The 22,928-nt window shown below is 48.1% G+C and carries 27 protein-coding genes; 19 read left to right on the forward strand and 8 right to left on the reverse strand.

Features of this window, described 5'->3' with window-relative positions; translation table 11 throughout:
• The first annotated feature begins 44 nt into the window (after positions 1-44).
• The 6 genes from FZP57_RS05960 to FZP57_RS05985 all read left to right on the forward strand — a co-directional run bounded on the left by FZP57_RS05960 (position 45) and on the right by FZP57_RS05985 (position 6,046).
• Positions 45-899: an NAD(+) kinase gene (locus FZP57_RS05960; RefSeq protein WP_084531240.1), complete on the forward strand. Its 855-nt coding sequence runs from the start codon at positions 45-47 to the stop codon at positions 897-899.
• A 22-nt stretch (positions 900-921) separates the two neighbouring features.
• Positions 922-2,208 (forward strand): coenzyme F430 synthase, encoded by a 1,287-nt coding sequence (gene cfbE, locus FZP57_RS05965; RefSeq protein WP_238337866.1) that lies wholly within the window; start codon positions 922-924, stop codon positions 2,206-2,208.
• 155 nt (positions 2,209-2,363) lie between these two features.
• Positions 2,364-3,233 (forward strand): hydroxymethylbilane synthase, encoded by an 870-nt coding sequence (gene hemC, locus FZP57_RS05970; protein WP_074359793.1) that lies wholly within the window; start codon positions 2,364-2,366, stop codon positions 3,231-3,233.
• Positions 3,230-4,186, forward strand: coding sequence for a Gfo/Idh/MocA family protein (locus tag FZP57_RS05975; RefSeq protein WP_074359188.1), 957 nt, complete (start codon positions 3,230-3,232; stop codon positions 4,184-4,186). The genes hemC and FZP57_RS05975 overlap by 4 nt, the downstream gene beginning before the upstream one ends.
• Positions 4,187-4,198: 12 nt before the next feature.
• Positions 4,199-4,807, forward strand: a complete 609-nt coding sequence (locus tag FZP57_RS05980; RefSeq protein WP_191216058.1) for an orotate phosphoribosyltransferase-like protein — start codon at positions 4,199-4,201, stop codon at positions 4,805-4,807.
• Positions 4,808-5,170: 363 nt separating this feature from the next.
• A complete protein-coding gene (locus tag FZP57_RS05985) occupies positions 5,171-6,046 on the forward strand; it encodes a UbiA family prenyltransferase (protein WP_074359190.1) in 876 nt (291 codons plus the stop codon).
• A 91-nt stretch (positions 6,047-6,137) separates the two neighbouring features.
• Here FZP57_RS05985 and prf1 read toward each other — a convergent pair whose 3' ends face one another.
• Positions 6,138-7,361 carry a peptide chain release factor aRF-1 gene (prf1, locus tag FZP57_RS05990; RefSeq protein ID WP_074359191.1) on the reverse strand — a complete coding sequence of 408 codons (1,224 nt, stop codon included), beginning with the start codon at positions 7,359-7,361 and terminating at the stop codon, positions 6,138-6,140.
• 154 nt (positions 7,362-7,515) lie between these two features.
• On the opposite strand from prf1, the gene pyrH reads away from it, so the two are divergent.
• Together pyrH and FZP57_RS06000 are read left to right on the forward strand one after the other, a co-directional pair.
• Complete coding sequence (pyrH, locus tag FZP57_RS05995; RefSeq protein ID WP_074359192.1) at positions 7,516-8,190, forward strand: UMP kinase; 675 nt, start codon at positions 7,516-7,518, stop codon at positions 8,188-8,190.
• Between the two features lie 17 nt (positions 8,191-8,207).
• A complete protein-coding gene (locus FZP57_RS06000; protein ID WP_084531242.1) occupies positions 8,208-8,396 on the forward strand; it encodes a DUF2116 family Zn-ribbon domain-containing protein in 189 nt (62 codons plus the stop codon).
• A 3-nt stretch (positions 8,397-8,399) separates the two neighbouring features.
• On the opposite strand, the gene FZP57_RS06005 is transcribed toward FZP57_RS06000, so the two are convergent.
• Together FZP57_RS06005 and FZP57_RS06010 are read right to left on the reverse strand one after the other, a co-directional pair.
• Entirely contained in the window at positions 8,400-8,879 is a 480-nt protein-coding gene (locus FZP57_RS06005) for a DUF308 domain-containing protein (RefSeq protein ID WP_074359194.1), read from the reverse strand.
• A 135-nt stretch (positions 8,880-9,014) separates the two neighbouring features.
• Positions 9,015-9,803: a sulfite exporter TauE/SafE family protein gene (locus FZP57_RS06010; protein ID WP_191216059.1), complete on the reverse strand. Its 789-nt coding sequence runs from the start codon at positions 9,801-9,803 to the stop codon at positions 9,015-9,017.
• Between the two features lie 78 nt (positions 9,804-9,881).
• Between FZP57_RS06010 and FZP57_RS06015 the strand changes: the two genes are divergently transcribed.
• Both FZP57_RS06015 and FZP57_RS06020 read left to right on the forward strand, forming a co-directional pair.
• A complete protein-coding gene (locus tag FZP57_RS06015) occupies positions 9,882-10,880 on the forward strand; it encodes a hypothetical protein (RefSeq protein WP_191216060.1) in 999 nt (332 codons plus the stop codon).
• A gap of 90 nt (positions 10,881-10,970) precedes the next feature.
• A complete protein-coding gene (locus FZP57_RS06020; RefSeq protein ID WP_191216061.1) occupies positions 10,971-12,725 on the forward strand; it encodes an MJ1255/VC2487 family glycosyltransferase in 1,755 nt (584 codons plus the stop codon).
• A gap of 80 nt (positions 12,726-12,805) precedes the next feature.
• On the opposite strand, the gene FZP57_RS06025 is transcribed toward FZP57_RS06020, so the two are convergent.
• The 5 genes from FZP57_RS06025 to FZP57_RS06045 form a co-directional block, all read right to left on the reverse strand.
• Entirely contained in the window at positions 12,806-13,738 is a 933-nt protein-coding gene (locus tag FZP57_RS06025; RefSeq protein WP_074359198.1) for a transcription initiation factor IIB, read from the reverse strand.
• Positions 13,735-14,013, reverse strand: coding sequence for an H/ACA ribonucleoprotein complex subunit GAR1 (locus FZP57_RS06030; RefSeq protein ID WP_074359199.1), 279 nt, complete (start codon positions 14,011-14,013; stop codon positions 13,735-13,737). Before FZP57_RS06030 ends, FZP57_RS06025 begins: the two co-directional genes overlap by 4 nt.
• 70 nt (positions 14,014-14,083) lie before the next feature.
• Positions 14,084-15,136, reverse strand: coding sequence for a UPF0104 family protein (locus tag FZP57_RS06035; RefSeq protein ID WP_074359200.1), 1,053 nt, complete (start codon positions 15,134-15,136; stop codon positions 14,084-14,086).
• A gap of 8 nt (positions 15,137-15,144) precedes the next feature.
• Complete coding sequence (locus FZP57_RS06040) at positions 15,145-15,804, reverse strand: dimethylmenaquinone methyltransferase (protein ID WP_074359201.1); 660 nt, start codon at positions 15,802-15,804, stop codon at positions 15,145-15,147.
• Between the two features lie 4 nt (positions 15,805-15,808).
• Positions 15,809-16,102, reverse strand: coding sequence for a DUF211 domain-containing protein (locus FZP57_RS06045; protein ID WP_074359202.1), 294 nt, complete (start codon positions 16,100-16,102; stop codon positions 15,809-15,811).
• Positions 16,103-16,294: 192 nt separating this feature from the next.
• Between FZP57_RS06045 and FZP57_RS06050 the strand changes: the two genes are divergently transcribed.
• From FZP57_RS06050 to FZP57_RS06090, 9 genes are all read left to right on the forward strand, one after another.
• Entirely contained in the window at positions 16,295-16,702 is a 408-nt protein-coding gene (locus tag FZP57_RS06050; RefSeq protein WP_074359203.1) for a toprim domain-containing protein, read from the forward strand.
• Positions 16,703-16,766: 64 nt separating this feature from the next.
• Positions 16,767-17,912 (forward strand): DNA primase DnaG, encoded by a 1,146-nt coding sequence (dnaG, locus tag FZP57_RS06055; RefSeq protein WP_074359204.1) that lies wholly within the window; start codon positions 16,767-16,769, stop codon positions 17,910-17,912.
• 26 nt (positions 17,913-17,938) lie between these two features.
• Positions 17,939-19,444: an ATP-binding protein gene (locus tag FZP57_RS06060; protein WP_191216062.1), complete on the forward strand. Its 1,506-nt coding sequence runs from the start codon at positions 17,939-17,941 to the stop codon at positions 19,442-19,444.
• A 34-nt stretch (positions 19,445-19,478) separates the two neighbouring features.
• Positions 19,479-20,402, forward strand: coding sequence for a site-specific tyrosine recombinase/integron integrase (gene xerA, locus FZP57_RS06065; protein WP_074359206.1), 924 nt, complete (start codon positions 19,479-19,481; stop codon positions 20,400-20,402).
• A 115-nt stretch (positions 20,403-20,517) separates the two neighbouring features.
• Positions 20,518-21,486, forward strand: a complete 969-nt coding sequence (locus tag FZP57_RS06070) for a permease (protein ID WP_191216063.1) — start codon at positions 20,518-20,520, stop codon at positions 21,484-21,486.
• Positions 21,487-21,498: 12 nt separating this feature from the next.
• Entirely contained in the window at positions 21,499-21,729 is a 231-nt protein-coding gene (locus tag FZP57_RS06075; RefSeq protein ID WP_074359207.1) for an MTH895/ArsE family thioredoxin-like protein, read from the forward strand.
• Positions 21,730-21,790: 61 nt separating this feature from the next.
• A complete protein-coding gene (locus FZP57_RS06080; protein ID WP_074359208.1) occupies positions 21,791-21,994 on the forward strand; it encodes a hypothetical protein in 204 nt (67 codons plus the stop codon).
• A 123-nt stretch (positions 21,995-22,117) separates the two neighbouring features.
• Positions 22,118-22,555 (forward strand): universal stress protein, encoded by a 438-nt coding sequence (locus FZP57_RS06085; RefSeq protein ID WP_074359209.1) that lies wholly within the window; start codon positions 22,118-22,120, stop codon positions 22,553-22,555.
• 22 nt (positions 22,556-22,577) lie between these two features.
• Positions 22,578-22,922: a helix-turn-helix transcriptional regulator gene (locus tag FZP57_RS06090; RefSeq protein WP_074359210.1), complete on the forward strand. Its 345-nt coding sequence runs from the start codon at positions 22,578-22,580 to the stop codon at positions 22,920-22,922.
• Positions 22,923-22,928 lie beyond the last annotated feature (6 nt).

A 22,928-nucleotide genomic window follows, 5' to 3' on the forward strand; every position in this document is an offset into this window, starting at 1 on the left:
CCCTCAACCAGCCACAAGAAAACAGTAAAGACTCTGGAGGTCATATAATGCGTATAGGCCTTGTTGCCCGTTTTGACATGCCTGAAGCCGTTGAGCTTGCAGGTAGAGTTGCATCCTTTCTCCTCAACAGGGGTGTTGAGCTCACAGTCGACCTTAAACTCACAGAGGAACTCCCCATCCTCAGGGAGTATGGTGCGGATATAAGGGACATGGATGCAGACATGATAGTCACCATCGGCGGAGATGGGACGATACTAAGAACCCAGAGCCTTATAGAGGGTAAGGAGATACCTATACTGGGCATAAATATGGGCACTGTTGGTTTTCTGACTGAAGTAGACCCTGAGAATGTTTTTTCAGCCCTTGAAGACGTCCTGATGGGTGAGTATGCTGTTGAAAAGAGGACCCTCCTCAGCGTCCATCATAACGGTAAACTGCCATTGGCCCTCAATGAGGTGGTTATGATGACGCGTAAACCCGCCAAGATGCTCCACATTGAAATATCTGTGGATGATGAAATCGTTGAGGAGCTCAGGGCCGATGGTATAATCATCGCAACTCCAAGCGGCTCCACAGCCTACTCCATGTCAGCCGGCGGGCCCATAGTAGACCCCCGCGTGGAGGCCTTCCTCATAGTGCCCATATGCCCCTTTAAGCTCAGCGCGAGGCCCATAGTGGTCTCAAATAAAAGCACCATAAAGGTCAAACTACTCAGGAAGGGAAAGAAGGCCATTGCAGTTATTGACGGCCAGTATGAGGAGGAGATAAACCATATGGATGAGGTCATATTCAGGAAATCAGATAGCTGCGCCCATTTTGTAAGGTTGAGTAAGGACTTCTACCGTAAGGTCCGTGAAAAACTAATAGAGGGTGGTATAGATTCAATCAAGGGCCACTGACGCTTCAGCCAGCCCCCTCGTGGTGGACCTTACTCATGGCGGTGTTACAATAGCCCTTGAACTGAAGAGGGAATCTGACAGGGTGCTTGCCTGGGATATATACGGTACGCTTGGTGAGGATGACCTTAAACTCCTGACCGATAATGGCATCGAACTTGTAACGGGTCCTGATACCGGTTCGCCGGTCATAGCACCTGTCCACTGCCCCCTGGAAAGAACTGACATGACCCATCATGAGATAACTGGTCGTCTCCTTGAATCATGGAAAAGATCAGCGAAAATCCCTTTGGTGGAGGTTACAGGTGTTAAGGGCAAGACCAGCACCGTATGGATCCTCAGGGAGATCCTCAGGGACCTTCAGCCCCTCATTCTCAGCAGCCTTGGATCCTATGCCGGTGATGATCTCCTTAAAAGGGATATAAGCATAACCCCTGCAAATATGATTGAAACTGTACGCCTTGCAGGTGAATGTGACTGCAGGACCGCCATATTCGAGGTTTCCCTTGGAGGAACAGGACTTGCAGATGTTGGTGTCCTGACGAACATAGCCGAGGACTATCCCATAAGACAGGGCACCTCAAGTGCCAGCAGGGCAAAATCACAGATATTCAGGAGCAGGAGAGTCTGCTGTGAGTACGGAGCCTTCAGGAGATACTATGACAGGTTCTGGGATATTACAAACACCTTCTCTGTCACCGATGACCGTGCCTGTGTCCATGCATCCGATGTTGAATATGGCCTTGAATCAACATCGGCCACCCTGATTATCGATGGACTCGAAACACTGAAGGGTGATGTTATTGAAACCGAGTTCAGTGTAGAAACATTTGCACCTGCAGAACACCACCTCCAGAATGTCCTTGCAGGGGTGAGCGCGGCCCTAACCCTTGGTAAAGATCCGAAGAGGATTCAGGAGGGTCTTAGGAACTTCAGGGGCATACCTGGAAGGACTTCGATACGTGAGTTCAACGGCACAACCATCATTGAGGAGATAAACCCGGGCCTCAATGTCAGGGCAGTTGAGTACTCCCTTGAAATGGTGGAAAAACTCACAGACCCCGTTGTGATCATCGGGGGCAGATACGGGGTTACATGTGAAGAAATAGACGAGGAAAGACTTATCAGGACCCTCAAAGGAAGTGACCTCCAGTTCATTTTTGTTGATGAACTTGGATACAGCCTCATGAAGGGGATGGGAATCGATGCTGTTTATTTCAGGAGACCTGAAGACGCCCTCAGGATTGCGATGAAGCACGACACGGTCCTCATGATTTACAGGTCAGTGTACGGTGACCTTACAAGGAGGTGAACCCTCGGAGATAATTAGAAAGTGAAGGGTCCCTGATTTCACTCAGACAGACTTCAGCCTCTGAACCTGGATGCACCCTACAGTGCATTTAAAAAAATTATTAAAGGGGACATCATAAATTCTTCAAGTGATTAATGTTTACCGGAGATGATTCATTGATAGTTGGAACACGGGGAAGCCGCCTGGCCCTGGTACAGACAGATCAGGTTATCGGGATGCTCCAGGAGATCTGCAGTGAAGACATAGAAAGGAAGATCATAAAAACGAAGGGTGACAGGATAAAGGATTCTCAGCTTTACAATATTGACTCAAGGGGCCTCTTCACAAGGGAACTGGACCTGGCAGTCCTGGAGGAGGAGGTTGACCTTGCCGTCCACAGCCTCAAGGACGTGCCAAGCGAACTGGACCCTGACCTTGTGATTGCAGGAGTCCCTGTGAGGGAATCCCCAAATGAGGTTCTGATATCACGGATGGACTGGGATGAACTTCCACCGGGTTCAGGTCTCGGGACAAGCAGCCTGCGGAGGGAGGCCTTCTGCAACCATCACCAAAAAAATTTTAAGCTCAGGGCCCTAAGAGGAAATATAGATACAAGGATAAGAAAGGTTATGGAAGGCGAGGTTGACGCCACCATCATGGCCGAGGCGGGTTTAAAACGTCTTGGGCTTGAGAGATTCATTAAAAGGAGATTCACGCTTGACTACTTCACACCCGCCGCAGGCCAGGGGGCCCTCGCAGTTATAACAAGAAGAGACAGTGACATCAGGGGTGATGTTGAAAGGATCACACACTACCCCTCAATCCAGGAGGTCACCGCCGAGAAAACCCTCCTGAGGGAGCTGGGTGCTGGGTGCCAGTGCCCGCTGGGGGTCATTGCAAGGGCCGTGGACAGAAAACTCAGACTCTACGCTGTCCTTTTAACCAGGGAGGGTGAGATACTCAGGAAGCTGAGTGTTGAAGGATCTCTGGGTGAAGCAGAAGATATCGGTAAAAAAGCTGCCAAGGAAATGGAGGATTATATTTGAAAAAGATAAATGTGGGTGTAATCGGTGTCGGAGCCATGGGTTACAACCATGCCAGAGTTTACCACAGACTTGAAAACGCGAATCTTATAGCTGTATCAGACATCATGAAGGGGACCCTTCAGAAGGTCGCCAACAAGTATGACGCTGTTGGATACGTGGACTATGAAAACCTCCTTGAGATACCTGAAATAGATGTTGTAAGTGTCTGCGTGCCAACCACCCACCACTACAGGGTAGTGATGGATGCCCTTGAACATGACAAGCACGTCCTTGTTGAAAAACCCATCGCATTCACAATAGAAGAAGCCATGGAGATGGTGAGCACGGCCCGTAAAAAGGGTTTGAAGCTTGGAACGGGGCATGTTGAAAGATTCAACCCTGCCGTGCAGAAGGCGAAGGAACTCATTGAAAATGATGTGATTGGAGACGTGGTTTCAGCATCAGCAAAGAGGGTGGGTCCCTTCCCCCCAAGGATAAAGGATGTTGGAGTTACAATTGACCTGGCCATACACGACCTTGACGTTATGCACTACCTCTTCAGTGAACCCGTTGCAGAGGTATACGCTGTCATGGGAAGCATACTTGAAAAATGTGAGTATGAGGACCATGCAGAGATAATGACCAAATTCAAAAGCGGGATAACCGGGATCCTTGAGGTTAACTGGTTAACACCCTACAAGAGAAGGAAGCTGGCCATCACAGGGACCGACGGCATAATCAATGTGGACTACATTGACCAGAAACTCGATGTTTACGGTAAATTCGCACAGGACATAGAGATAAAGCATGAGGAACCACTGAAGAATGAGATTAAATCATTCCTTTCATCCGTCATAAATGATGAGGAACCTGAAATCACCGGTGAAGACGGTATATATGCCCTGAGGACCGTGCTTGCTGCAATGAAGTCTGCCAGGGAGCACAGACCCATAAAACTTAATGGAGATATTTAAGAGGTGCCTGCTATGGAAAATGAACTTATAAAGAAGGCCCAGGAACTCAGAAACAGGGGCTTTACAACTGGAGAGATTGCCGATGAACTTAACGTGTCAAAGGACACCGCAAGGTGGCTTACACTCCAGACAACCACCTCCATGTCAAAGAAGGAGGCCCCTGTGGATTTTGCCATTAACTGGGAAAGCCTTGGTGGCAGCTCATCCCGTATGAGGTATGTTTCTGCTGCCATGGCCGACATGGCCCTCAAGTACGGTGTTGCTGATGTGGTCCTCGGTATCGCCATAAGCGGCGTGCCCTTCGCAACCCTCATGGCTGATGTTATGGGTGTTGAAACCGGACTTGAAACATCCCTTGCAGTATTTCACCCTGTGAAACACAGGAAGGATGAGGAAGCTAAGGGAGCCATAAGCAGTAACTTTGCAAGGGTTAAGGGTAAGCGTGTTGTTGTGGTCGATGACGTTATAACCAGCGGGAGGACCATAAGGGAGGCTGTTGAGGTCCTTAAATCCCAGGGAGCCACTCCTGTAGCTGTAACCGTTCTCATCGATAAGAAGGGCATATCCGAGGTTGCAGGTGTGCCTGTTGAGTCCCTGATAAGGGTCAGGAGACTGGGATAAACTCTTCAAATTCTAATTTTTCCAGAAACAATCCACTGAATCCACCACAAGCCCCCTTCAAATTCTATTTTTCCGGGAATCATCCGGTTCACAATATGGTTCAGGCATGGAAGGAAAAGCTCATTCTAATAGATTTTTCCTCATTGAAGGGACATTAGAGACACCCCCTTCCCTTAACTTCCAGGCTCCAGTGAACATAAAGCATCATACCCTCCAATAAGGACGCCGACCGCACCCTAGAAGCCCCTGGACCAGGCGAACAGGCATCAAAATACCACCATAACCCTTAAAAAAAATGAAAAATTTTCAGCTAAATTTATCTGCTGTTATAAGATAACTGCCAGCTGAGACATAGTTAATACTATGTCAGCAAACAGATATGAAAACCATATTCTTAAAAACGCCACCCCTTTAAGGGATTTTTTTATAACCCTCTGGAACCTTTTCCTATACGGAGGTTTCATCCCGGCCCTCTGGGGACCATCCCTTCTTGTAACATCCTCGGTGTTCATGGGAATACCATGCCAGCCTGTCACTGCAGCCATATCCTTCATGCTGCCCCTCACCGTCTACGCCTATGACTACCTCGCGGACCTTGAAGATGACGCTGCAACAAACCCTGAACGATGCGGTTTCATCAGCAGATGGGGCATGAAGCTGACCGTCACCTATCTCTTACTCCTTATAGCCCTCCTCATATGCTGCATGAACATATGGATGATCATCCTCTCGGCCGCCATGTTCGTAACAGGGATACTCTATGCAGGGCTCTTCAAGGGCCTTACAGAAAGGATCACCGGCTTCAAGAACATATACCTTGGACTTATCTGGAGTTCATGGGCGGTTACACCCCTCTTCATCCAGAACCAGTGTTTCCCTTGGCCTTCCTCACTTGCAGTGTTCATCTTCATCTTCCTGAAGGTCTACATAAACACAGCCTTCAGTGACTACAAGGACATTGAATCCGACTCCCTCAGAGGTCTAAGGACGCTTCCTGTAGTTTACGGTGAAAGAAAGAGTCTGAAGGTGCTTCAGATTATAAATGGCGTTAATGCAGCCATATTACTCTCAGGGATCTTCCTTGCAGGGATACCCCTAGCTGCATCTCCTGCCGTGGTCCTCTGCCTATACACAGCACTCTACCTTCACTTTAAAGAGTCAATGGGCACAGAAAACGCAACCCTTGTGGCGGACCTTGAGGGGCCGCTGCACCTCCTTCTCCTGCTGGCAGTAGTTTAACCCGCGGTAAGGGGAAAACATGGGGCCATGGACGGTACCTTAGTAAGCACAGCAGCAACCTCACCGCAAAAAAAGGTAACGCAGGCAGGGACTATGGACGGTACCTTAAGATGGCCCCTATCCCTCCGAAGGCCCTGAGGAGCTGCATACCCTCCTCTGTTTCGGTGGATATTATCTCAACCTCGGTTCCGACCTCCTCGGCCATCTCAACAAGGTCGTCTATCATGTCGCGCCTCTCGGTTATCCTCATCTGATCGTTACACGCAGGGCACTTATCGGTGTCTGGAAGGTCCTTTCCTGTTTTTTCCATTCTATGTCCGCATGAAGCACACTCATAGGTCCCCCTCTGATATTTAAGGTCCTCCGAGAGGAGCAGGATCTCAACCGCACCCATCTGGAGGTGGTTCCTGACCTCCCTCTCACCGTAGGATGCCAGTCCATCCTCATTTATGAGTTCCCGGAGGAACCTCTGGACGAGCTTCTTCTCACGCATGACATCTATTTCACTCAGGACATCCATTGACTTGTCTATAACCTCCCTGATACCAAACTCACCGGTGTAAGATGTGTCAACGGTTGTGATTACCTTCTTCTTCAGCTCATGGTGGAGGTAATCACCGTTAAGGAACTCATCCTTAGTATGGCCAGGTCCTCCAAGTATAATCCCCTTAAGGTCCTCTATCTGAAGGAAGGCCTCATTCATATGGTCCCCTATCCTCTTGAGGAATTCATGGGCCGCCAGATCTATCAGACGGTCAAACCTCCTCTGTGACTGTCCGCCTGCCTTGTGCTTACCAGGCACCCCGCTTGCGAGGGTCTTGAGTATGTCGATCCGTTTACCCTTCAATGTGGCTATGGTGGCCTCCTTCCTGTCAAGGACGGCTAGGCCGTAGGTTTCCTTCTCCTCAAGCATCTCCTGGAGGGGTTCAAGGTAGAACTCTGAGTTACAGTGGTAGATGTAAGTCTTGATTGGTTCAGGGGGCTCAAAGACGTAGGTCTCCATTTTCTCTGTCCCCGGCCCTCCCCGGGGTATCATGCCGACGAACATGACCAGGCCCTTCTCAGGGGGCCTCGGGAAGAGTTTCAGGCGCTGCATTATAACCTCGATGGCTGACTGGACATTCTTCTTTGTCTGTTTACTTTTAATGTTGGCGCTCTGGCTGAGCTCCTCCCTCATGTGCTTGGCAACATCACTGATCTGCCTGTCAGGGGGTATATAGACCGATACGAGTTCAGTCCCCCTCCCCTTCTTTTCTGAGAGTTCCTGGAGGGTCCTCTTGAACTCATAAAGTTCCTTTGATGATACTTCACTCACTGTGAATCACTCCTCATAAAAATGATAAAATAAACTGTAAGTGTATATGGAGGCCGGTAATTATAAAGTTTTGGTAGTCTGCAGAAAAAAGATATAAGGGGATTTGATCATAACTGAAATGAAGACAGCCAGCTGATTTTCACGGTGATTTAATATGAGGATTGTGATTACCATCGGAGGATCAATCATTATAAGTGAATTCACACATGAAATGTTCAGATCCTACGCGGATGTCCTGAATTCACTGCGGGATGAACATGAACTCTTTATTGTTGTAGGTGGAGGTAAACCCGCCAGGGACTATATAAGGGTTGCGAGGGAGCTGGGGGCGAGTGAGGCCCTCTGTGATGATATAGGTATAGATGTTACAAGGCTCAACGCAAGGATGCTCATAACAGCCCTAGGTGAAAGCGCATACCCCTCTGTTCCGGAGAACTTCAGGGAAGCGCTGAGGTACTCAACATCAGGGAGGATAGTTGTTATGGGTGGCACCGAGCCGGCCCACAGTACGGATGCCGTCGGGGCCATCCTGGCAGAGACGGTAGGCGCGGACCTCATGATAAACCTTACATCTGTTGATGGCTTCTATGACCGTGACCCTGAAAAGCACCCTGATGCAAGGTTTTACCCGGAGATAACAGCCAGTGAAATGCTGGAGCACCTTATTGGCTGTGATGTGAAGGCCGGTACCTATGAGTTCTTTGATCATACAGCCATACAGATGATAAAGAGGTCCGGTGTGAAGACACTTATAGTGAATGGGAGGGACCCTGAAAACCTTTTAAGGGCCCTTGATGGAGATATAGGTACTGCTGTTATTCCTGAATGATAATGGAGGTGTAGATAATGATTGACCCGCACAAGCACTGCCCGGTATGCGGTAACCCGATACCCCTGGATGAAAGGACATGCTCAGAGAGATGCCAGGAGATACTTTCCAGAAACCAGCAGAGGGTGAGGAGGACAAGGACGCTCTTCTACGTCGTGTTCGCTGTTTTTGTGATTGTATGGATTATATTCTCCCTGCGGGGGTAGGGTTCATGGTGACCTCAGCACCATAACCCCATGCAGTACGAGTATCAGGCCCACAAGGACACCGATGAAAACCGGGTTAAAGGCTAAAAAACCAGCTATTATGTAGATAAGGCCGAATATGGCGCTTATTATCCCTGCATTTCTTTTTATGTAGTTCTCGTACCCTGCTGAAAGTATCATGACACCCGCCACTATAAGAAGGACGCCTGTAACATAGAACCATGCCCCTGCAATCTGATTTATGAGTACAACTCTGAATGCCAGAATCATGCCAACTGCAAGGGCTATCAGCGAGAATACTATCCAGAGTATGCTGACTTCCATGTACTTCCTTGCCATGAGGCCATTAAGCAGCATCCAGACCCCCAGAGCCGTGAGTACAAGACCCGTGAGAATGCTTATCGCTGTAACCCCTAAGACAGGGGATATGAGAAATATTATACCCAGTATAAGAGAAAAGAGACCCGCCCATTTTTTCAGCAACTCAACACCTCCATTTTTATTATGTTCATTTTATTTTATATATATTGCTAAATAATGAGGATATCATCAGGAAAGCACTTCAAAGGATCCTAAGTAGCCAGAAACCTCCCGAATGCCACGGACCACCTTCAAGGTTTAAAAAATCATTCTGAGGCCCGTTAAAAGGAGCATGACGATGAAAAGATACCTTATGTACCTCACATCAACACTGTGGGCCAGGCTGGCCCCGATCCATGAGAAGGGTATGCTCATGAAGACTATGACCATGAACTGCAAGAGGTTCACGTATCCTGCAGAAAAGGGGAGTGAGGCCTTTCCAATGCCACTGTATATGTATGAGACCGTGCCTCCTGCTGCTGTCAGTGCGATGACAATGGATGATGTGCCTACCGCTTCAAGGACATCGAATCCCGCCACCATCACAAGGAGGGGTACAAGGACCACTCCCCCACCAATCCCCAGAAGGCCTGAAAGCAGGCCTGTAATGAATCCTAGGGGGGGTGCTGCGCCCCTCAGTTTGCTTCCCCGATCAATTTTCCCTGAGAATATCATCTGAAGTGCTATAAAAAGTAGTAGTGATCCGAAAAAGGATTTGAGGACCTCTGCACTGAAAATGCCTGCCGTGTATGCTCCTGCCATGCTCCCCAGAAATCCAAGGACCCCTATGGGTACGGCCTCCTTCAGGTCCAGAAATCCCCTCCGGTAATGTGACCTGGCACCGTTCAGGGCCGTCGGGAGGATCACAGCAAGACTCGTCCCGAAGGCTGTTCTTATGGCAGTATCCATGGGTATCCCCATGGATTCCATTATGAAGTAGAGGGCAGGGACTATTATGAAGCCCCCTCCCACACCAAGGAGTCCTGTTGCAAGGCCTGCTGTCGCCCCCGTGATGAGGAGTACCATGGTGTAGAGCAGTAAATCCATTTTAAACCCCGAAGTTTATAAGTGGAGAAATCTATATCTGTGTCTGCCGGTTAATAATTTTCTTCTAGGTGAATGACTGTGAGATCTGATAGGTTCATATTTACAGGTGTCGTTTTCATCGTGCTGGCCATCATCCTCTTTAAAACTGATGCCCTTGACTCCATCATAACACCCTTCACCCATGTGTTCCTGATGGGATCATCTGAGGGTAAGGATGTGATATTCTTTACGCTTATGGGCACCATGTTCATCCTTGCACCCTTCTTTGGAGATGGAGGGTCCCTTAATCGGCTCATGACCCTTGACAAGAACACCTACCTCTACGCTGCAGCCATCCTTGTAGCCATCACATACACCGCCGGCCTTTTAGTGGAGATCGTCATCAGAATGGGGATGGGCGTATCCCCCTTCACAACATTCATGGCACTTAACCCGCCTGCATCAACGAGCATCATCCATTCACATGTCTTCAAGGCTTCAATGAGCCCCCTCACATCCATAATAATCCCCCCATCATCCGGGATCCATACGGGCACTTCACTTGCAGGTTACATCCCAGGATTCGTCCTTCCATGGCTTGTTTTCACGGTTATTTCCATATACATCCTCGGCCTTCTTTCAACAGGGGACAGGAGGGACTTCCATGTGGCGATAGTGATATTCGCCATAGTTTCAACCATAATAGGAATAATAGATGGCGGTCTATTCTCAACCCCCGCCCTTGTGGGTCTTTCAGGGATCCTGGGTATGAGCGCCCTGAGGGTGCCCTTCAGTCCATGGAACCTTAAAATCCCTGCAATAATAATAGCATCCCTCATAGTACTGAGGGTTGCGCTGGGAATGCTTGGCTCGGTGCCGGAGTACTATGAGGTCACCGTTATAGAGCCCCGGGGCGACCTAAACCTCCAGGGCCTCCCTGTTGTATCGGCTGAAGGGACCGGGGACAGGGTCATTCTAAGGCTGCCGCCAGGCCAGAATGAGATGGATGTTCTGGATGAACTCACATCCCGCCTTGAGGGCAGGTGTGATGGTTTCTTCATGACATGGAACTTCTTTTCATTCTTCAGGGAGGGATGACATGAAGCTCAGTATAAAACCGTGTGGAACTACCCTTCGCTGCACTATAACCATATGAAATCACCTCATCCCCCCAATGGAGGCTGATACATGAAGCTCAGTATAATCATACCAACCTACAATGAGGAGGAATACCTTCCAGGACTCCTTGAAAGTATAAAAAGGCAGGATTTCAGGGACTACGAGGTCATAGTTGCAGATGCAGACTCGACCGACAATACCCTAAGGATAGCTGAGGATTACGGTTGCCGTGTTGTTGACGGAGGACTGCCGGCAGCTGGAAGAAACCGTGGCGCTGCCGTCGCCCGCGGCGAACTCCTCCTCTTCCTTGACGCTGACCTTGTACTCACAGACGGCTACCTCAGGGACGCCGTTGAGGAGTTCGAATCAGAGGGCCTTGGAATAGCAATAACCCAGATGATACCACTTTCAACAAGGAAAAGGGATAAGATACTCCATGAATTTGCGAACAGGTTCATGATACTTGTTGAGTCCATAAAGCCCCATGGTGCCGGTTGCTACGGTATACTGGCCAGGAGGGATCTTCATGAAAGGGTTGGGGGCTTTGATGAGTCCCTTGACTTCGGCGAGGACACCGACTACATAGAACGGATAGGGAAAATAAGTAAATTCAAGGTCCTCAGAAAGCCGAGGGTGCTTGTATCCATCCGTAGACTTGAAAAGGAGGGACTCAGGAACCTTGCATTCAAGTACACCAGGAGCACGATATATGATTTCATGGGAAAAAGGCTCAGTGCAGAGGACCTCAACTACGAATTCGGTTATGATAAAAAGCCACGGGTCCTCTACTCGGTCTGCGGTGAGGGTATGGGTCATGCTATAAGGAGCGGTGTGATCCTGGAAGAACTTGTAAAGGACCATGAGGTACTCATATTTGCAAGTGACCGCGCCTACAGATACCTGAGCAGCAAATTCGATAACGTCCATGAGATATACGGTTTCAACACGGTCTATGAGGACAACTCCGTTAATGATGTTAAAACATTTGTCAGGGCCATGAGGACATTCCCCAGGGACCTGAAGGAGAACCTTAAGCTCCTCTACCGCACAGCAAGGGACTTTAAACCGGATGTTGTTGTCTCTGACTTTGAATTCTATGCCAGCCTCATAAGTAACATGCTTCGAATACCCCTCATAAGCATAGACAACATGCATGTTATAACCAAGTGCAGGATCGAGTACCCTGATAGGTTCAGGAAGGACAAGCTGAAGGCCGAGGCCGTGGTGAGGTCCTTTATCGTCAGGCCGAGGAGATACCTTATAACAAGTTACTTCTTCCCCGAGGTCAGGGACCCTGAGAGGGTGTCCATGTATCCCCCGGTACTGAGGGAGGAGATAAGGAACCTTAAGCCGTACTATGGTGACCATGTCCTGGTCTACCAGACAAGTAAATCCAATGAGAAGCTCCTTGAAATACTCAGAAGCATTGACAGGAAGTTTATCGTCTATGGATTTGATGTCGACAGAGAGGAGGGGAACCTCCTCTTCAGGAAATTCAATGAGGACCGCTTCTTCAGGGACTTTGAATCTGCCGCTGCGGTCATCACAAACGGTGGTTTCACCCTTATAAGCGAGGCCCTCCACCTTAAGAAGCCCGTCTACAGCGTCCCTGTCAGGAGCCAGTTTGAGCAGATACTCAATGCTGTTTACCTTGAAAGGCTGGGTTACGGTGAATTCCACGAGGAAACACGCAGGGAATCCATTGAAGAGTTCCTTGGCCGCCTGGACATCTACAGAAAGAACCTTGAAGGATACGATGATGGTAACAATGAGATAATAGATGCCCTTAAAAAAACAATAAGGGAGTGCGCAGGGGGATGTTAACAAATCAGTTAAAAATAAGTTAATCCTGGATGCTGATGAGTTAAATGATTCAAAAATCCTTTAAAAGGGGTTTGGTGCAGCTAGAGTGTTACACCAAGATCCAGCTGCTCTGTGAGCTCCTTGTATCTGTTCCTTATTGTTACCTCGGTTACACCCGCAACCTCGGCAACGTCCCTCTGGGTCTTCCTCTCACCCAGAAGAACAGATGCTATGTACAGTGCTGCCGCTGCAACACCTGTAGGGCCCCTTCCAGATGTTAAACCGTTCTTCATGGCCATTTCAATTATTTCGATGGCCTTGGACTGGACCTCCCCTGAAAGTCCCAGTTCACTTGCAAACCTTGGAACGTAGTCAACGGGTGATGTTGGGGGAAGTTTTATGTTCAGTTCCCTTGTGAGGAACCTGTAGGTCCTTCCAACCTCCTTCTTGCTTACCCTTGATACCTCAGCGATCTCATCAAGTGTCCTGGGGACGTTGCAGCTTCTGCATGCCGCGTAGAGTGATGCTGCAACAACTCCTTCAATGCTCCTTCCCCTTATGAGTTTGTTTTCCACCGCTCTCCTGTACACCATTGAGGCGGCTTCCCTCACACTTCTGGGGAGGCCAAGCCTTGATGAGTCCCTGTCAAGTTCACTGAGAGCAAATGCAAGATTTCTCTCTGTGGCGCCTGAAATCCTTATCTTCCTCTGCCACTTCCTGAGACGGTACCACTGGGCCCTGTTCCTTGCCGGTATGTCCCTTCCGTATATGTCCTTGTTTCTCCAGTCTATCATTGTGGAGAGTCCCTTGTCGTGTATGGTGTAGGTTATGGGTGCACCTACCCTTGTCCTCTTGTCCCTCTGTTCATGGTCAAAGGCCCTCCACTCAGGACCCATATCAACCAGGTTATCATCTATGACAAGCCCGCATTTCCCACAGACAATTTCAGCCCTTTCGTAGTCGCCCCTGAGATCTTCGGAGCCACATTCAGGGCATTTTGTTTCCTTCTCTATTTCAGAAACATCAGACCTCATTTTTTCCTTCGTTTCCTTCGCCCCCATTTTTTCACATTCTTTATACCCTCGTATAAAGTCTCTCCAACTCGGTTCTCAAACTTTTCTGTGTTTACTGCACGACCTGTTTTGATGGATATGTATGGTTTCCGTGTTGGACCAAAGATATCATGGACGCTTCCAATCCTCTTTCCATCAGAAGTAAAAACAGGTGCTCCAAGCTTCGGTGTTCTCTCTGAGCGTGCTATGATTCTTCCCCTGTTGGAGATATGTGAAATATTCCCTAAAATCTTCATAATCCACCGAAAATTTTATATAGAATATTCTCGATTTACTCATATATAAATGTTTCGATAATTATATATTTCAGTGGCTATCTGCGATGTGCCTTCCATAGTAGAGGGCCGCAAGAAGGCCCGCAAGGGTCGGTGCAGCGTAACTTGCAATCCTGTCAATGACACTTGCAGCCATCACATAATCAGCCCCTATACCTGCAACAGCAAATAGGGCCACAAGTATGCCCTCCCTGAGACCAAGGGAGCCTGGAAGAAGGGGAAGAAGGGATATGAGGATCCCCCCAGTATAGATAATGATAAGGGGGACCATGGGTGGTGAAACCCCCACCGCCATGAAGCATATGTAAAGGCGGCAGACATCAAGGAACCACATCATCAGGGATATGAAAAACCCCAGGACAAAGACCCTCCGGTCCCTGAGGGTCATTGAGAAACCATCCGTGAACCTCTTTATATAGAACATCACCCTGTCATGTATCCCTGAGAACTTGATATCCTCTGCCCTGAAACGGGATATCCATGAGACAAGTCTGCGGGTGACTGAAATGGCTATGCTCTGGGCTATCCTTGTGTTCATACCCACATAGATGGCGAGGGAAAAGATGACAATGGTTGTGAATATAAGGAAACTGACGGTGAGCCTGGTCCATAAAGATATATCCCATGTCATTATGAGTACCGCCGAGAGTATGGATATCAGAGCAAAGGGCACGAATTCAAAGACCCTGTCAGCAGTTGATGATGCGAAGCCAATCTCAAAGGGTGTCCCTTCAACCTCCAGGAGGAGGTAAGCCCTCAGCGGCTCACCCCCTGCAGCCCCCGGGGTTATGTTGTTCCCGAATATGCTTGCAAGAAGCATCATAAAGAGCCTTGGAAAGGCCGGTGCCTCATCAACCAGGTTAAGTATAAGCCTCCATCTGAGGGTCCAGAGTAAAAGGATCATGGCCTCAAAAAGGAAATTCAGGGCCAGGAAATACATGCTGGTGCCCTCAAGGGCTGCCAGTATATCCCCGAAACCTGCAAAAAAACTTATAAGGAATATTATGACTGCGACGGCAAGGAAGGAGAATATTATGGTCTTCCTGTTCTCCCTCAGATATGCAAAGACATCCTTCTCAGCCATAAAATCAACTACTTCAAGCCAAGAATCTCAGAGAGGGTTAAACCCCTTCCATAGGCATCCTTTATGAGGATCTCCTTCTCCTTTATCTTGAGGGCCTCCTTAACAACATCACCGATGAGCCTCCAGGGTACAGCAACAACCCCTGATTCATCCCCCATGATGAAATCACCTGGCTCAACCGTCACACCGTCGCACTCCACCGCCATGTTTATGGATCCCTCTGCAAGGGGTTCCCCTGCGCAGGGAACATGGCTCCTTGAGAATACCGGGAAATCAAGACCCCTGATGGCATCAAGATCCCTGCATGAGCCATAGATAACCGCCCCTGCAATCCCCATGTTCATGGCAGCCATTGATGTGAGTTCACCCCATACAGCCATTTCATCGCCATCGGTCCTTATGAAGATAACATCCCCTGAGTCCGCAGCATCAACCGCCAGGACTGAAGTGCCCCAGTCGCGGCTGGATGTCTCTGCGGTTACAGCGCGACCGGCCACCATCAGCCCGTTAACTGATTTCAGAGATGTGATGGCCCTGTTTTCACCGGTTACACTCTTCACCGCATCAGAAAGCTGTGGGGTGGATATGTCCTTCAGGAGCCTGGTGGGGTCCCTCACAGCGCCAAGACCCCTGAGACGTTCAATGGGTTTTATACCCCTTCGAACCATAAAATCAGTCCTGAGGAGTTGTAACCTCTTCGACCATGGTTTTTCCAGCTACAACCTCATCAACACTGTGTATGGAACCACCATAGCTCTCGATTGCCTCTGTTATCTCATCAAAATCCAGGTCGTTCCCCTGAATCGTCACCTTAATGTTCTCTGTCTCCTTATCAATCTCCATGAGGGTTATATTAACACCCTCAACACCCCGCAGTTCACTGAGATACTTGGCATATTCAGGTATTATTGGTTCATGGGGTTTCAGTATATCCAGAACAATCCTTATAAGGCCTTTAGCCACCATCTTTCCTCCATTCTTTTATCAAAATGATATAAGTATTATGATGAAAAGTATATTTAAATTATAACCCCCCATGATACCGGAGAAGGGGTGCCGTAAAAATCATAATTGTATTGGATTGCTTCTGTGATTATTTTATATATCAGTATCTCCATATAAAATATAGATATTATCAAGGTTATAAAAGGGCTTAAAATGTCTCTTATGAAGCTTCAGCAGATAAACGATGAGATTGATGAACTTAAATATCAGGGAGAGCAGGGAGTGCCCATTCTCATAGAAGGCCGGAAGGATGAGGAGGCCCTCAGGGAACTGGGAGTCAACGGACCCTTCATAAAGGTTTCAGGGTCCAGTTTGAATCTCTCTGAAATCGCCCTTAGGGCCGCCATGTCCTCAAGGGTCATAATACTCACAGATTTTGATAGGAAGGGCAGTGAACTTGCAAGGAGACTTTACATGGATATACAGAGCCTTGGATCATATCCGGACCTCAGCATACGCCGCAGACTCATGGGCATGACAAGGAGATACATCAAGGACATACAGAGCCTGCCTTCATACATTGAAAGGCTGAAGTTTCAGGTCAGCCCCTACCTCTACTGATAATATCTGACAGTTATCATTACATTTAATTTGATAACCATCATTCCTCAAAAGGAGGGTTTACATGGGAAAAGAAGAGATAAGTACAACTAAATACCTTATTCACGCTCAGATTAACGCTAATGGAATCGTTGAGAAACCCGACGTCGTTGGGGCGATATTCGGTCAGACCGAAGGCCTTCTCAGCAACGACCTTGACCTCAGGGAACTTCAGAAGACAGGGAGAATCGGTAGAATCAAGGTCAACATAACATCAAGGGGGGGTAAATCAAAGGGTGAGATCATCATCCCGTCAAGCCTGGACCGTGTTGAGACAGCCATACTCGCAGCCTCCCTTGAAACCATCAACCGTGTTGGTCCCTGCGAAGCCTACATCCAGGTTACAAAGGTGGAGGATGTCAGGGCCGTTAAAAGAAAAAGGGTGGTTGAGAGGGCCAAGGAGATCTACGCCAGCATGATGGAGGAAGTGACCCCTGAAAGCCTCAGGATGATAGAGGAAGTTAAGGAGGCTATGAGGGTCCATGAAATCACCGAGTACGGTGAGGAGAAGCTTCCAGCAGGCCCAAACGTTGAGACATCCGATGCGATACTCGTTGTTGAGGGCAGATCAGATGTGCTAAACCTCCTCAAGTACGGTATAAAGAATGCAATCGCGGTTGAGGGTGTCAGTGTACCGAAAACCGTTGCAGATCTCACAAAGAAGAAAACGGTCACGGCCTTTGTTGACGGTGACCGCGGAGGCGAATTAATACTCAAGGAACTGCTCCAGGTGGGAGAGATAGACTATGTGACAAGGGCGCCCCGCGGAAAGGAGGTTGAGGACCTTGAGAAGGATGAGATAATGATGGCCCTGAGGAACAAGGTCCCTGTTGAACAGTTCTACCATGAACTCGGAATGCAGCCCTCAAAGAAAAAAACAGAGGATAAACTGGTCCTCCTGAAGAACATACTCAAGGAACTTGAGGGCACAGGGAACGCGGAGATACTGGATGATGCCCTGAACATACTGAAGGAGGTGAAGGTGGAAAACCTCTACGATGAACTGAGCAGGGTCAACAACCACCCCTACGCAGTGGTCTTTGATGGGGTCATAACACAGCGCCTCGTGGACATCTCCTTTGAGAAGGGGCTAAAGTACCTTGTGGCCGTGAGGAGCGGGGACATAGTAAAAAAACCCCACAGCCTGAAACTGATAACAGGCCACACATGACCCATCCATGAAAGAAGGCATGAAAAATGTATGTTGATATGAATCGGGAGTATCTGAAGGACATAAATACCACAGAGGACGTCAGGATACCTGAGGATCCCCTTGAAAGGGTTATAGGCCATGACGATGTAATGCCAATGATAAAGATAGCTGCAAAGCAGCGAAGACACCTGCTTCTCGTTGGGCCGCCGGGCATAGGAAAGTCCCTCCTTGCCCAGGCCCTTTCTTTTCATCTGCCGGAACCCTCCGAGGAGATAACGGTCGTTCATAACCCTGAGAGGCCCGAAAGACCCTTTGTTGAGGTTAAAAGCCGCAAGGAAATAGAAAATGAAATCCTTGAAATTGAAAGGGCTGAGGGAGAACTCATAGACCCCCAAAGCGTTCCGGATGCCGTTGCAGAGAGACTTGGATTCAAGTGCATCCACTGCGGGGAGTACAGCAGTGCATACAGCAGTCTCTGCCCAAAATGTGGCGGGGACAAATTTTCACACATAAAGGCCAGGCGAAAGCATATAGGGGATCTCCTCGGAATGTTTGAGATGAGTTCAGGTCACCTAAGCGTTCCCCAGAAGAGGGTTACCACCACAAGGATCATTGATGGTGTCGAGGAGGTTGTTATCTATGAGAGGGTCGGTGGTGATGAAATCAAGGTCCTTGACCAGAGCGCCCTTGAAAAGAGAAGACAGATGGTTGAGGAGAAACCCAGGAACGTCATAGTACCCCTTGACAGGAAAACCTTTGTCCAAGCAACAGGGGCCAGTGAAACCGAACTCCTTGGTGATGTCCGCCACGACCCCTACGGCGGCCACCCGGACCTCGGTTCACATCCCTATGAACGGGTAGTCCCGGGGGCCGTCCATGAGGCCCATGAGGGCGTCCTCTTCATAGACGAGATAGTCCATATTGCAGGACTCCAGAGGTTCATATTCAGTGCAATGCAGGATAAGACCTTCCCGATTGTGGGCAGGAACCCCCAGAGTGCAGGGAGCTCCGTGAAGGTTGATGAGGTCCCCTGCGACTTCATATTCGTGGGGGCATGTAACATTGCAGACCTGCAGTACATACTCCCTCCGCTGAGGTCACGTGTGCAGGGCGAGGGCTATGAACTTCTCCTTAACACCACAATGCCTGATACTGACGAGAACAGGGCAAAGATAGTCCAGTTTGTTGCACAGGAGATTGAACTTGATGGGAAGATACCCCATGCACGTGCCGCTGCCGTTGAGATACTCATTGAGGAAGCCAGACGCCGTGCAAGGGTAATTGATGACACAAATGATGCCCTTACACTCAGACTCCGTGACCTTGGAGGCGTTGTCAGGATGGCCGGTGACCTTGCAGTTATGGATGGCAGCAAATACATTGAAAGCAAGCACATGGAGGTTGCCGTGAGGAAAGCTGTTTCCGTTGAGGACCAGATCATAAGAAGGTACAAGAGCTTTGAAAAGGCCCTTGAGAAGGACCTTTCAAGTTCACAGCGCATGTCACAGCACAGATACAGCAATGAAAACATAGACCGCAGTTACATGTAATCGCAAGATTTAAGTGGGCTTTCTGGTAGATACAATGAACATGAATGGAGCTGCAGAGGAAAACCAGAGCCTTCTTGAACGTTATAATTTCCCTGAACTCATTGAGGAGTATCTAATTGAACTTGAAATCAGAAATTATTCCCCCAACACAATAAAAACCTATAAATCAATTATTAAAAACTTTTATGAATTCTTAATGGATGAGGGTGACCTCTACGACGACAGAAGGGTTCTTCGATCATTCAAGAGGTACATACAGTATCTTAAAAGGGATAAAAACGTCACCCAGAACTACATATATCTTGTAACCGTTGTTGTGAAGAAGTTCTTTGAATTCAGTGAAATAAACTGCCTTGAGGAGGTCCAAGCTCCCAAGAGGACCAAGTCGCTACCAAAGTCCCTCAGTGAAGAGGATGTAAGGAAACTGATAGATGCTGTTGAGGTCTCTGATGACGGCTCAGAGCTTCATGTGTTCATCAGGACCCGTGATCGTCTCATACTTTCACTCCTCTATTCCTCGGGACTCCGTGTCTCTGAACTCGTCTCCCTGAGGATAAATGATATAGACCTTCAGGACAGGACCATCAGGATAAGAGGTAAGGGGGATAAGGACCGTATAGTCCTCTTTGATGAGAACACCAGGCATCTGCTTGAGGACTATCTCCAGAAAAGAGTCTATGAAAGTGATTACCTCTTCTTAAACCGCTTCGGCGACCCCCTGACTCCAAGGTACGTTCAGATGATGATAAAGAACTATGCCCGTAAGGCGGGTATAAACAAGAAGGTCACTCCTCACATCCTGAGGCATTCCTTTGCAACCCACCTCCTGAAGAATGGTGTGGATATAAGGGCTATACAGCAGCTCCTCGGCCATTCAAACCTTTCAACCACGCAGATATATACGAGTGTGGACATGCAGACCCTTAAAAATGTCTATGACCGTGCTAAACTCCTTTAATTGTTTTTTATTAATACCTTATATTGATTTCAGATTCATCCAGATAAAAAAAGTTTATATGTAGCTTCAGCTACAATATATCCATGAATTTGAATATTTGAATGGAGGTTAGCGGTTGCTACAGGAATTTGCAGACTACGTCACATACAGCCTCATCGGGCTGGAACCATCATCCCACCTTGGAAGTGCGGTTAACTTCTTCATCTATGACACCATAAAGATATTCCTACTGCTCATAACCCTAATATTTGTTATATCATTCCTCAGAACCTACATCCCCCCAAACAGGGTGCGGGAGCTCCTTGAAAAACGCCATAAATATACCGGAAACTTTCTGGCTGCTCTCGTAGGGATAATCACCCCCTTCTGTTCATGTTCAGCTGTCCCCCTCTTCATAGGATTCGTTGAGGCTGGTGTCCCTCTAGGCGCGACCTTCTCCTTCCTGATATCCTCCCCCATGATAAATGAGATAGCGATAATACTCCTCCTCGGACTCTTTGGCTGGGAGATAACAGCCTTCTACATAATATCCGGTTTCATAATCGCCATCCTCGGAGGAATACTTATCGGGAAACTGAGGATGGAGAAGGAACTGGAAGATTACGTCTATGAAACTGTTGAAAAGATGAAGGCCCTTGGGGCCGCAGATGTGGAGCTACCTCAACCGGATCTGAGGGAAAGATACATCATTGCAAAGAATGAAACAGTGAACATACTGAGGAGGGTTTCACCCTACATCATCATCGCAATAGCCATCGGCGGCTGGATACACGGATATCTCCCATCAGACTTCCTCCTGGATTATGCTGGAAGTGACAATATCCTCGCGGTCCCCATGGCCGTGCTCATAGGCGTCCCCCTCTACTCGAATGCCGCCGGGACCATACCACTGATATCGGCCCTCATAGAGAAGGGTATGGCTGCAGGGACGGCCCTTGCACTTATGATGTCAATAACAGCCCTATCACTCCCTGAGATGATAATCCTCAGAAGGGTTATGAAACCAAAACTCCTCGCCACCTTCATAGCCATACTGGCAGTTTCAATAACGCTAACAGGTTACATCTTTAACCTTATAATCTAGAGAGGTGAAAATATGAAGATACAGATATTCGGCACTGGATGTGCCAACTGCCAAATGCTTGAGAAAAACGCCAGAGAAGCTGTTAAGGAACTTGGAATCGACGCTGACTTTGAAAAGATAAAGGACATGGATAAGATACTCGAAGAAGGACTTACAGCCCTGCCGGGACTTGCGGTTGACGGTGAACTTAAGATTATGGGGAGGGTCGCATCAAAGGACGAGATCAAAAAAATCCTCTCATAATCCATTTAATTTTGAATCATGTTAATGCTGATACCCTGATAATCCATTCAAGGTGAGAATCATGGTTAGTGATGAAGAGAAGGGCTTTGAGGGTAAGATAAAGGCCATGATTAACTCAAGGGCCTGCGCCTGCCAGACAGGTATCCTTGAGAAAAAGAAATCAGGCCTCAGATACGTGAACTGTAAGGGCTGCGGTAAGCTCTTCAAAACCGATAGAGACACAGAGTACTGTTATGACTGTGAGAAGAAACTGAAGAGCAGGTGAAGACCTTCCCTTTTATAACCCTGGCATCAGAGCGCTGATACAGCCAAATACAGGCGGACCCCTGATTTCATGCCCTCAGCATGATCTTCATCCCCTGGACACGAAAAAATGGAGGTTTTATAATTGTACAGGAAGATATTGCTTGCTACAGATGGATCTGAATGTTCCAATATCGCAGCGGAACACGCCATCAGGATAGCTGAACAGAATGATGCAGAGTTAATAGTCCTGACAGTGACTGAGATATACCCTGTTGCGGAACTGCCGGTTGAAGAACTGACCCGTAAGGTGATCAAGCTCTTCAGGGAGGAATCAGAAAGAGCCCTGAAACACGTAAAAGAAAGGATAGAAGAAAAAGAGTCAGGTCTGAAATTCACTTTAAAGAGTGTTGAGGGAAAGGCAGCTGATTCAATCCTTAAAGTCGCAGAGGATGAGGATGCCGACCTCATCGTTGTCGGATTTTCAGGCAAACACGCCCTTGAAAGATTCATCATGGGGAGCGTGTCAGAAAGAGTTGTGAGGAATTCAAAGGTCCCGGTACTTGTAGTTCACAGAAAATAGGTTAGAAATTAAGGTAATTGTTATGACTTCATGTAAACCAGGGAACCCGAACCCTGAAGATATAAGGCTCCTTAAGGAGAAACTGAAAAAACTATCTGAGGACGATATAGCCCGAAAGTCTGAAATTCTGAAGGCCCTTGCAGACCCCACAAGACTCCTTATAGTCCACCTCCTATCCAGTGGGGAGCTCTGCGTATGTGAGATAATGGCCGCCCTTGAAAAGCCACAGCCAACAGTTTCACACCACCTAAATGTATTAAAGCAGGCCGGCATCCTTAAATCACGAAAGGTTGGTGTATGGGTCCACTACAGCCTTGCAGACGAGAAGCTACCTGGAAAGATAGATGAGATTCTTAATATGATATAAAGATAA

Source organism: Methanothermobacter sp. THM-1 (assembly GCF_009914355.1).
Lineage (GTDB): Archaea > Methanobacteriota > Methanobacteria > Methanobacteriales > Methanothermobacteraceae > Methanothermobacter > Methanothermobacter wolfei.

Excerpts from the sequence above, each read along its gene's own strand:
- xerA (WP_074359206.1), top strand. The coding sequence starts at position 19,479 with ATGAACATGAATGGAGCTGCAGAGGAAAACCAGAGCCTTCTTGAACGT.
- FZP57_RS06090 (WP_074359210.1), top strand. The coding sequence starts at position 22,578 with ATGACTTCATGTAAACCAGGGAACCCGAACCCTGAAGATATAAGGCTC.
- pyrH (WP_074359192.1), top strand. The coding sequence starts at position 7,516 with ATGAGGATTGTGATTACCATCGGAGGATCAATCATTATAAGTGAATTC.
- dnaG (WP_074359204.1), top strand. The coding sequence starts at position 16,767 with ATGGGAAAAGAAGAGATAAGTACAACTAAATACCTTATTCACGCTCAG.
- FZP57_RS06075 (WP_074359207.1), top strand. The coding sequence starts at position 21,499 with ATGAAGATACAGATATTCGGCACTGGATGTGCCAACTGCCAAATGCTT.
- FZP57_RS06060 (WP_191216062.1), top strand. The coding sequence starts at position 17,939 with ATGTATGTTGATATGAATCGGGAGTATCTGAAGGACATAAATACCACA.
- FZP57_RS06050 (WP_074359203.1), top strand. The coding sequence starts at position 16,295 with ATGTCTCTTATGAAGCTTCAGCAGATAAACGATGAGATTGATGAACTT.
- FZP57_RS06030 (WP_074359199.1), bottom strand. The coding sequence starts at position 14,013 with ATGAAGATTTTAGGGAATATTTCACATATCTCCAACAGGGGAAGAATC.
- FZP57_RS06045 (WP_074359202.1), bottom strand. The coding sequence starts at position 16,102 with ATGGTGGCTAAAGGCCTTATAAGGATTGTTCTGGATATACTGAAACCC.
- FZP57_RS06035 (WP_074359200.1), bottom strand. The coding sequence starts at position 15,136 with ATGGCTGAGAAGGATGTCTTTGCATATCTGAGGGAGAACAGGAAGACC.
- FZP57_RS05985 (WP_074359190.1), top strand. The coding sequence starts at position 5,171 with ATGTCAGCAAACAGATATGAAAACCATATTCTTAAAAACGCCACCCCT.
- FZP57_RS06000 (WP_084531242.1), top strand. The coding sequence starts at position 8,208 with ATGATTGACCCGCACAAGCACTGCCCGGTATGCGGTAACCCGATACCC.
- FZP57_RS05980 (WP_191216058.1), top strand. The coding sequence starts at position 4,199 with ATGGAAAATGAACTTATAAAGAAGGCCCAGGAACTCAGAAACAGGGGC.
- FZP57_RS06025 (WP_074359198.1), bottom strand. The coding sequence starts at position 13,738 with ATGAGGTCTGATGTTTCTGAAATAGAGAAGGAAACAAAATGCCCTGAA.
- FZP57_RS06080 (WP_074359208.1), top strand. The coding sequence starts at position 21,791 with ATGGTTAGTGATGAAGAGAAGGGCTTTGAGGGTAAGATAAAGGCCATG.
- FZP57_RS06040 (WP_074359201.1), bottom strand. The coding sequence starts at position 15,804 with ATGGTTCGAAGGGGTATAAAACCCATTGAACGTCTCAGGGGTCTTGGC.
- FZP57_RS06010 (WP_191216059.1), bottom strand. The coding sequence starts at position 9,803 with ATGGATTTACTGCTCTACACCATGGTACTCCTCATCACGGGGGCGACA.
- FZP57_RS06020 (WP_191216061.1), top strand. The coding sequence starts at position 10,971 with ATGAAGCTCAGTATAATCATACCAACCTACAATGAGGAGGAATACCTT.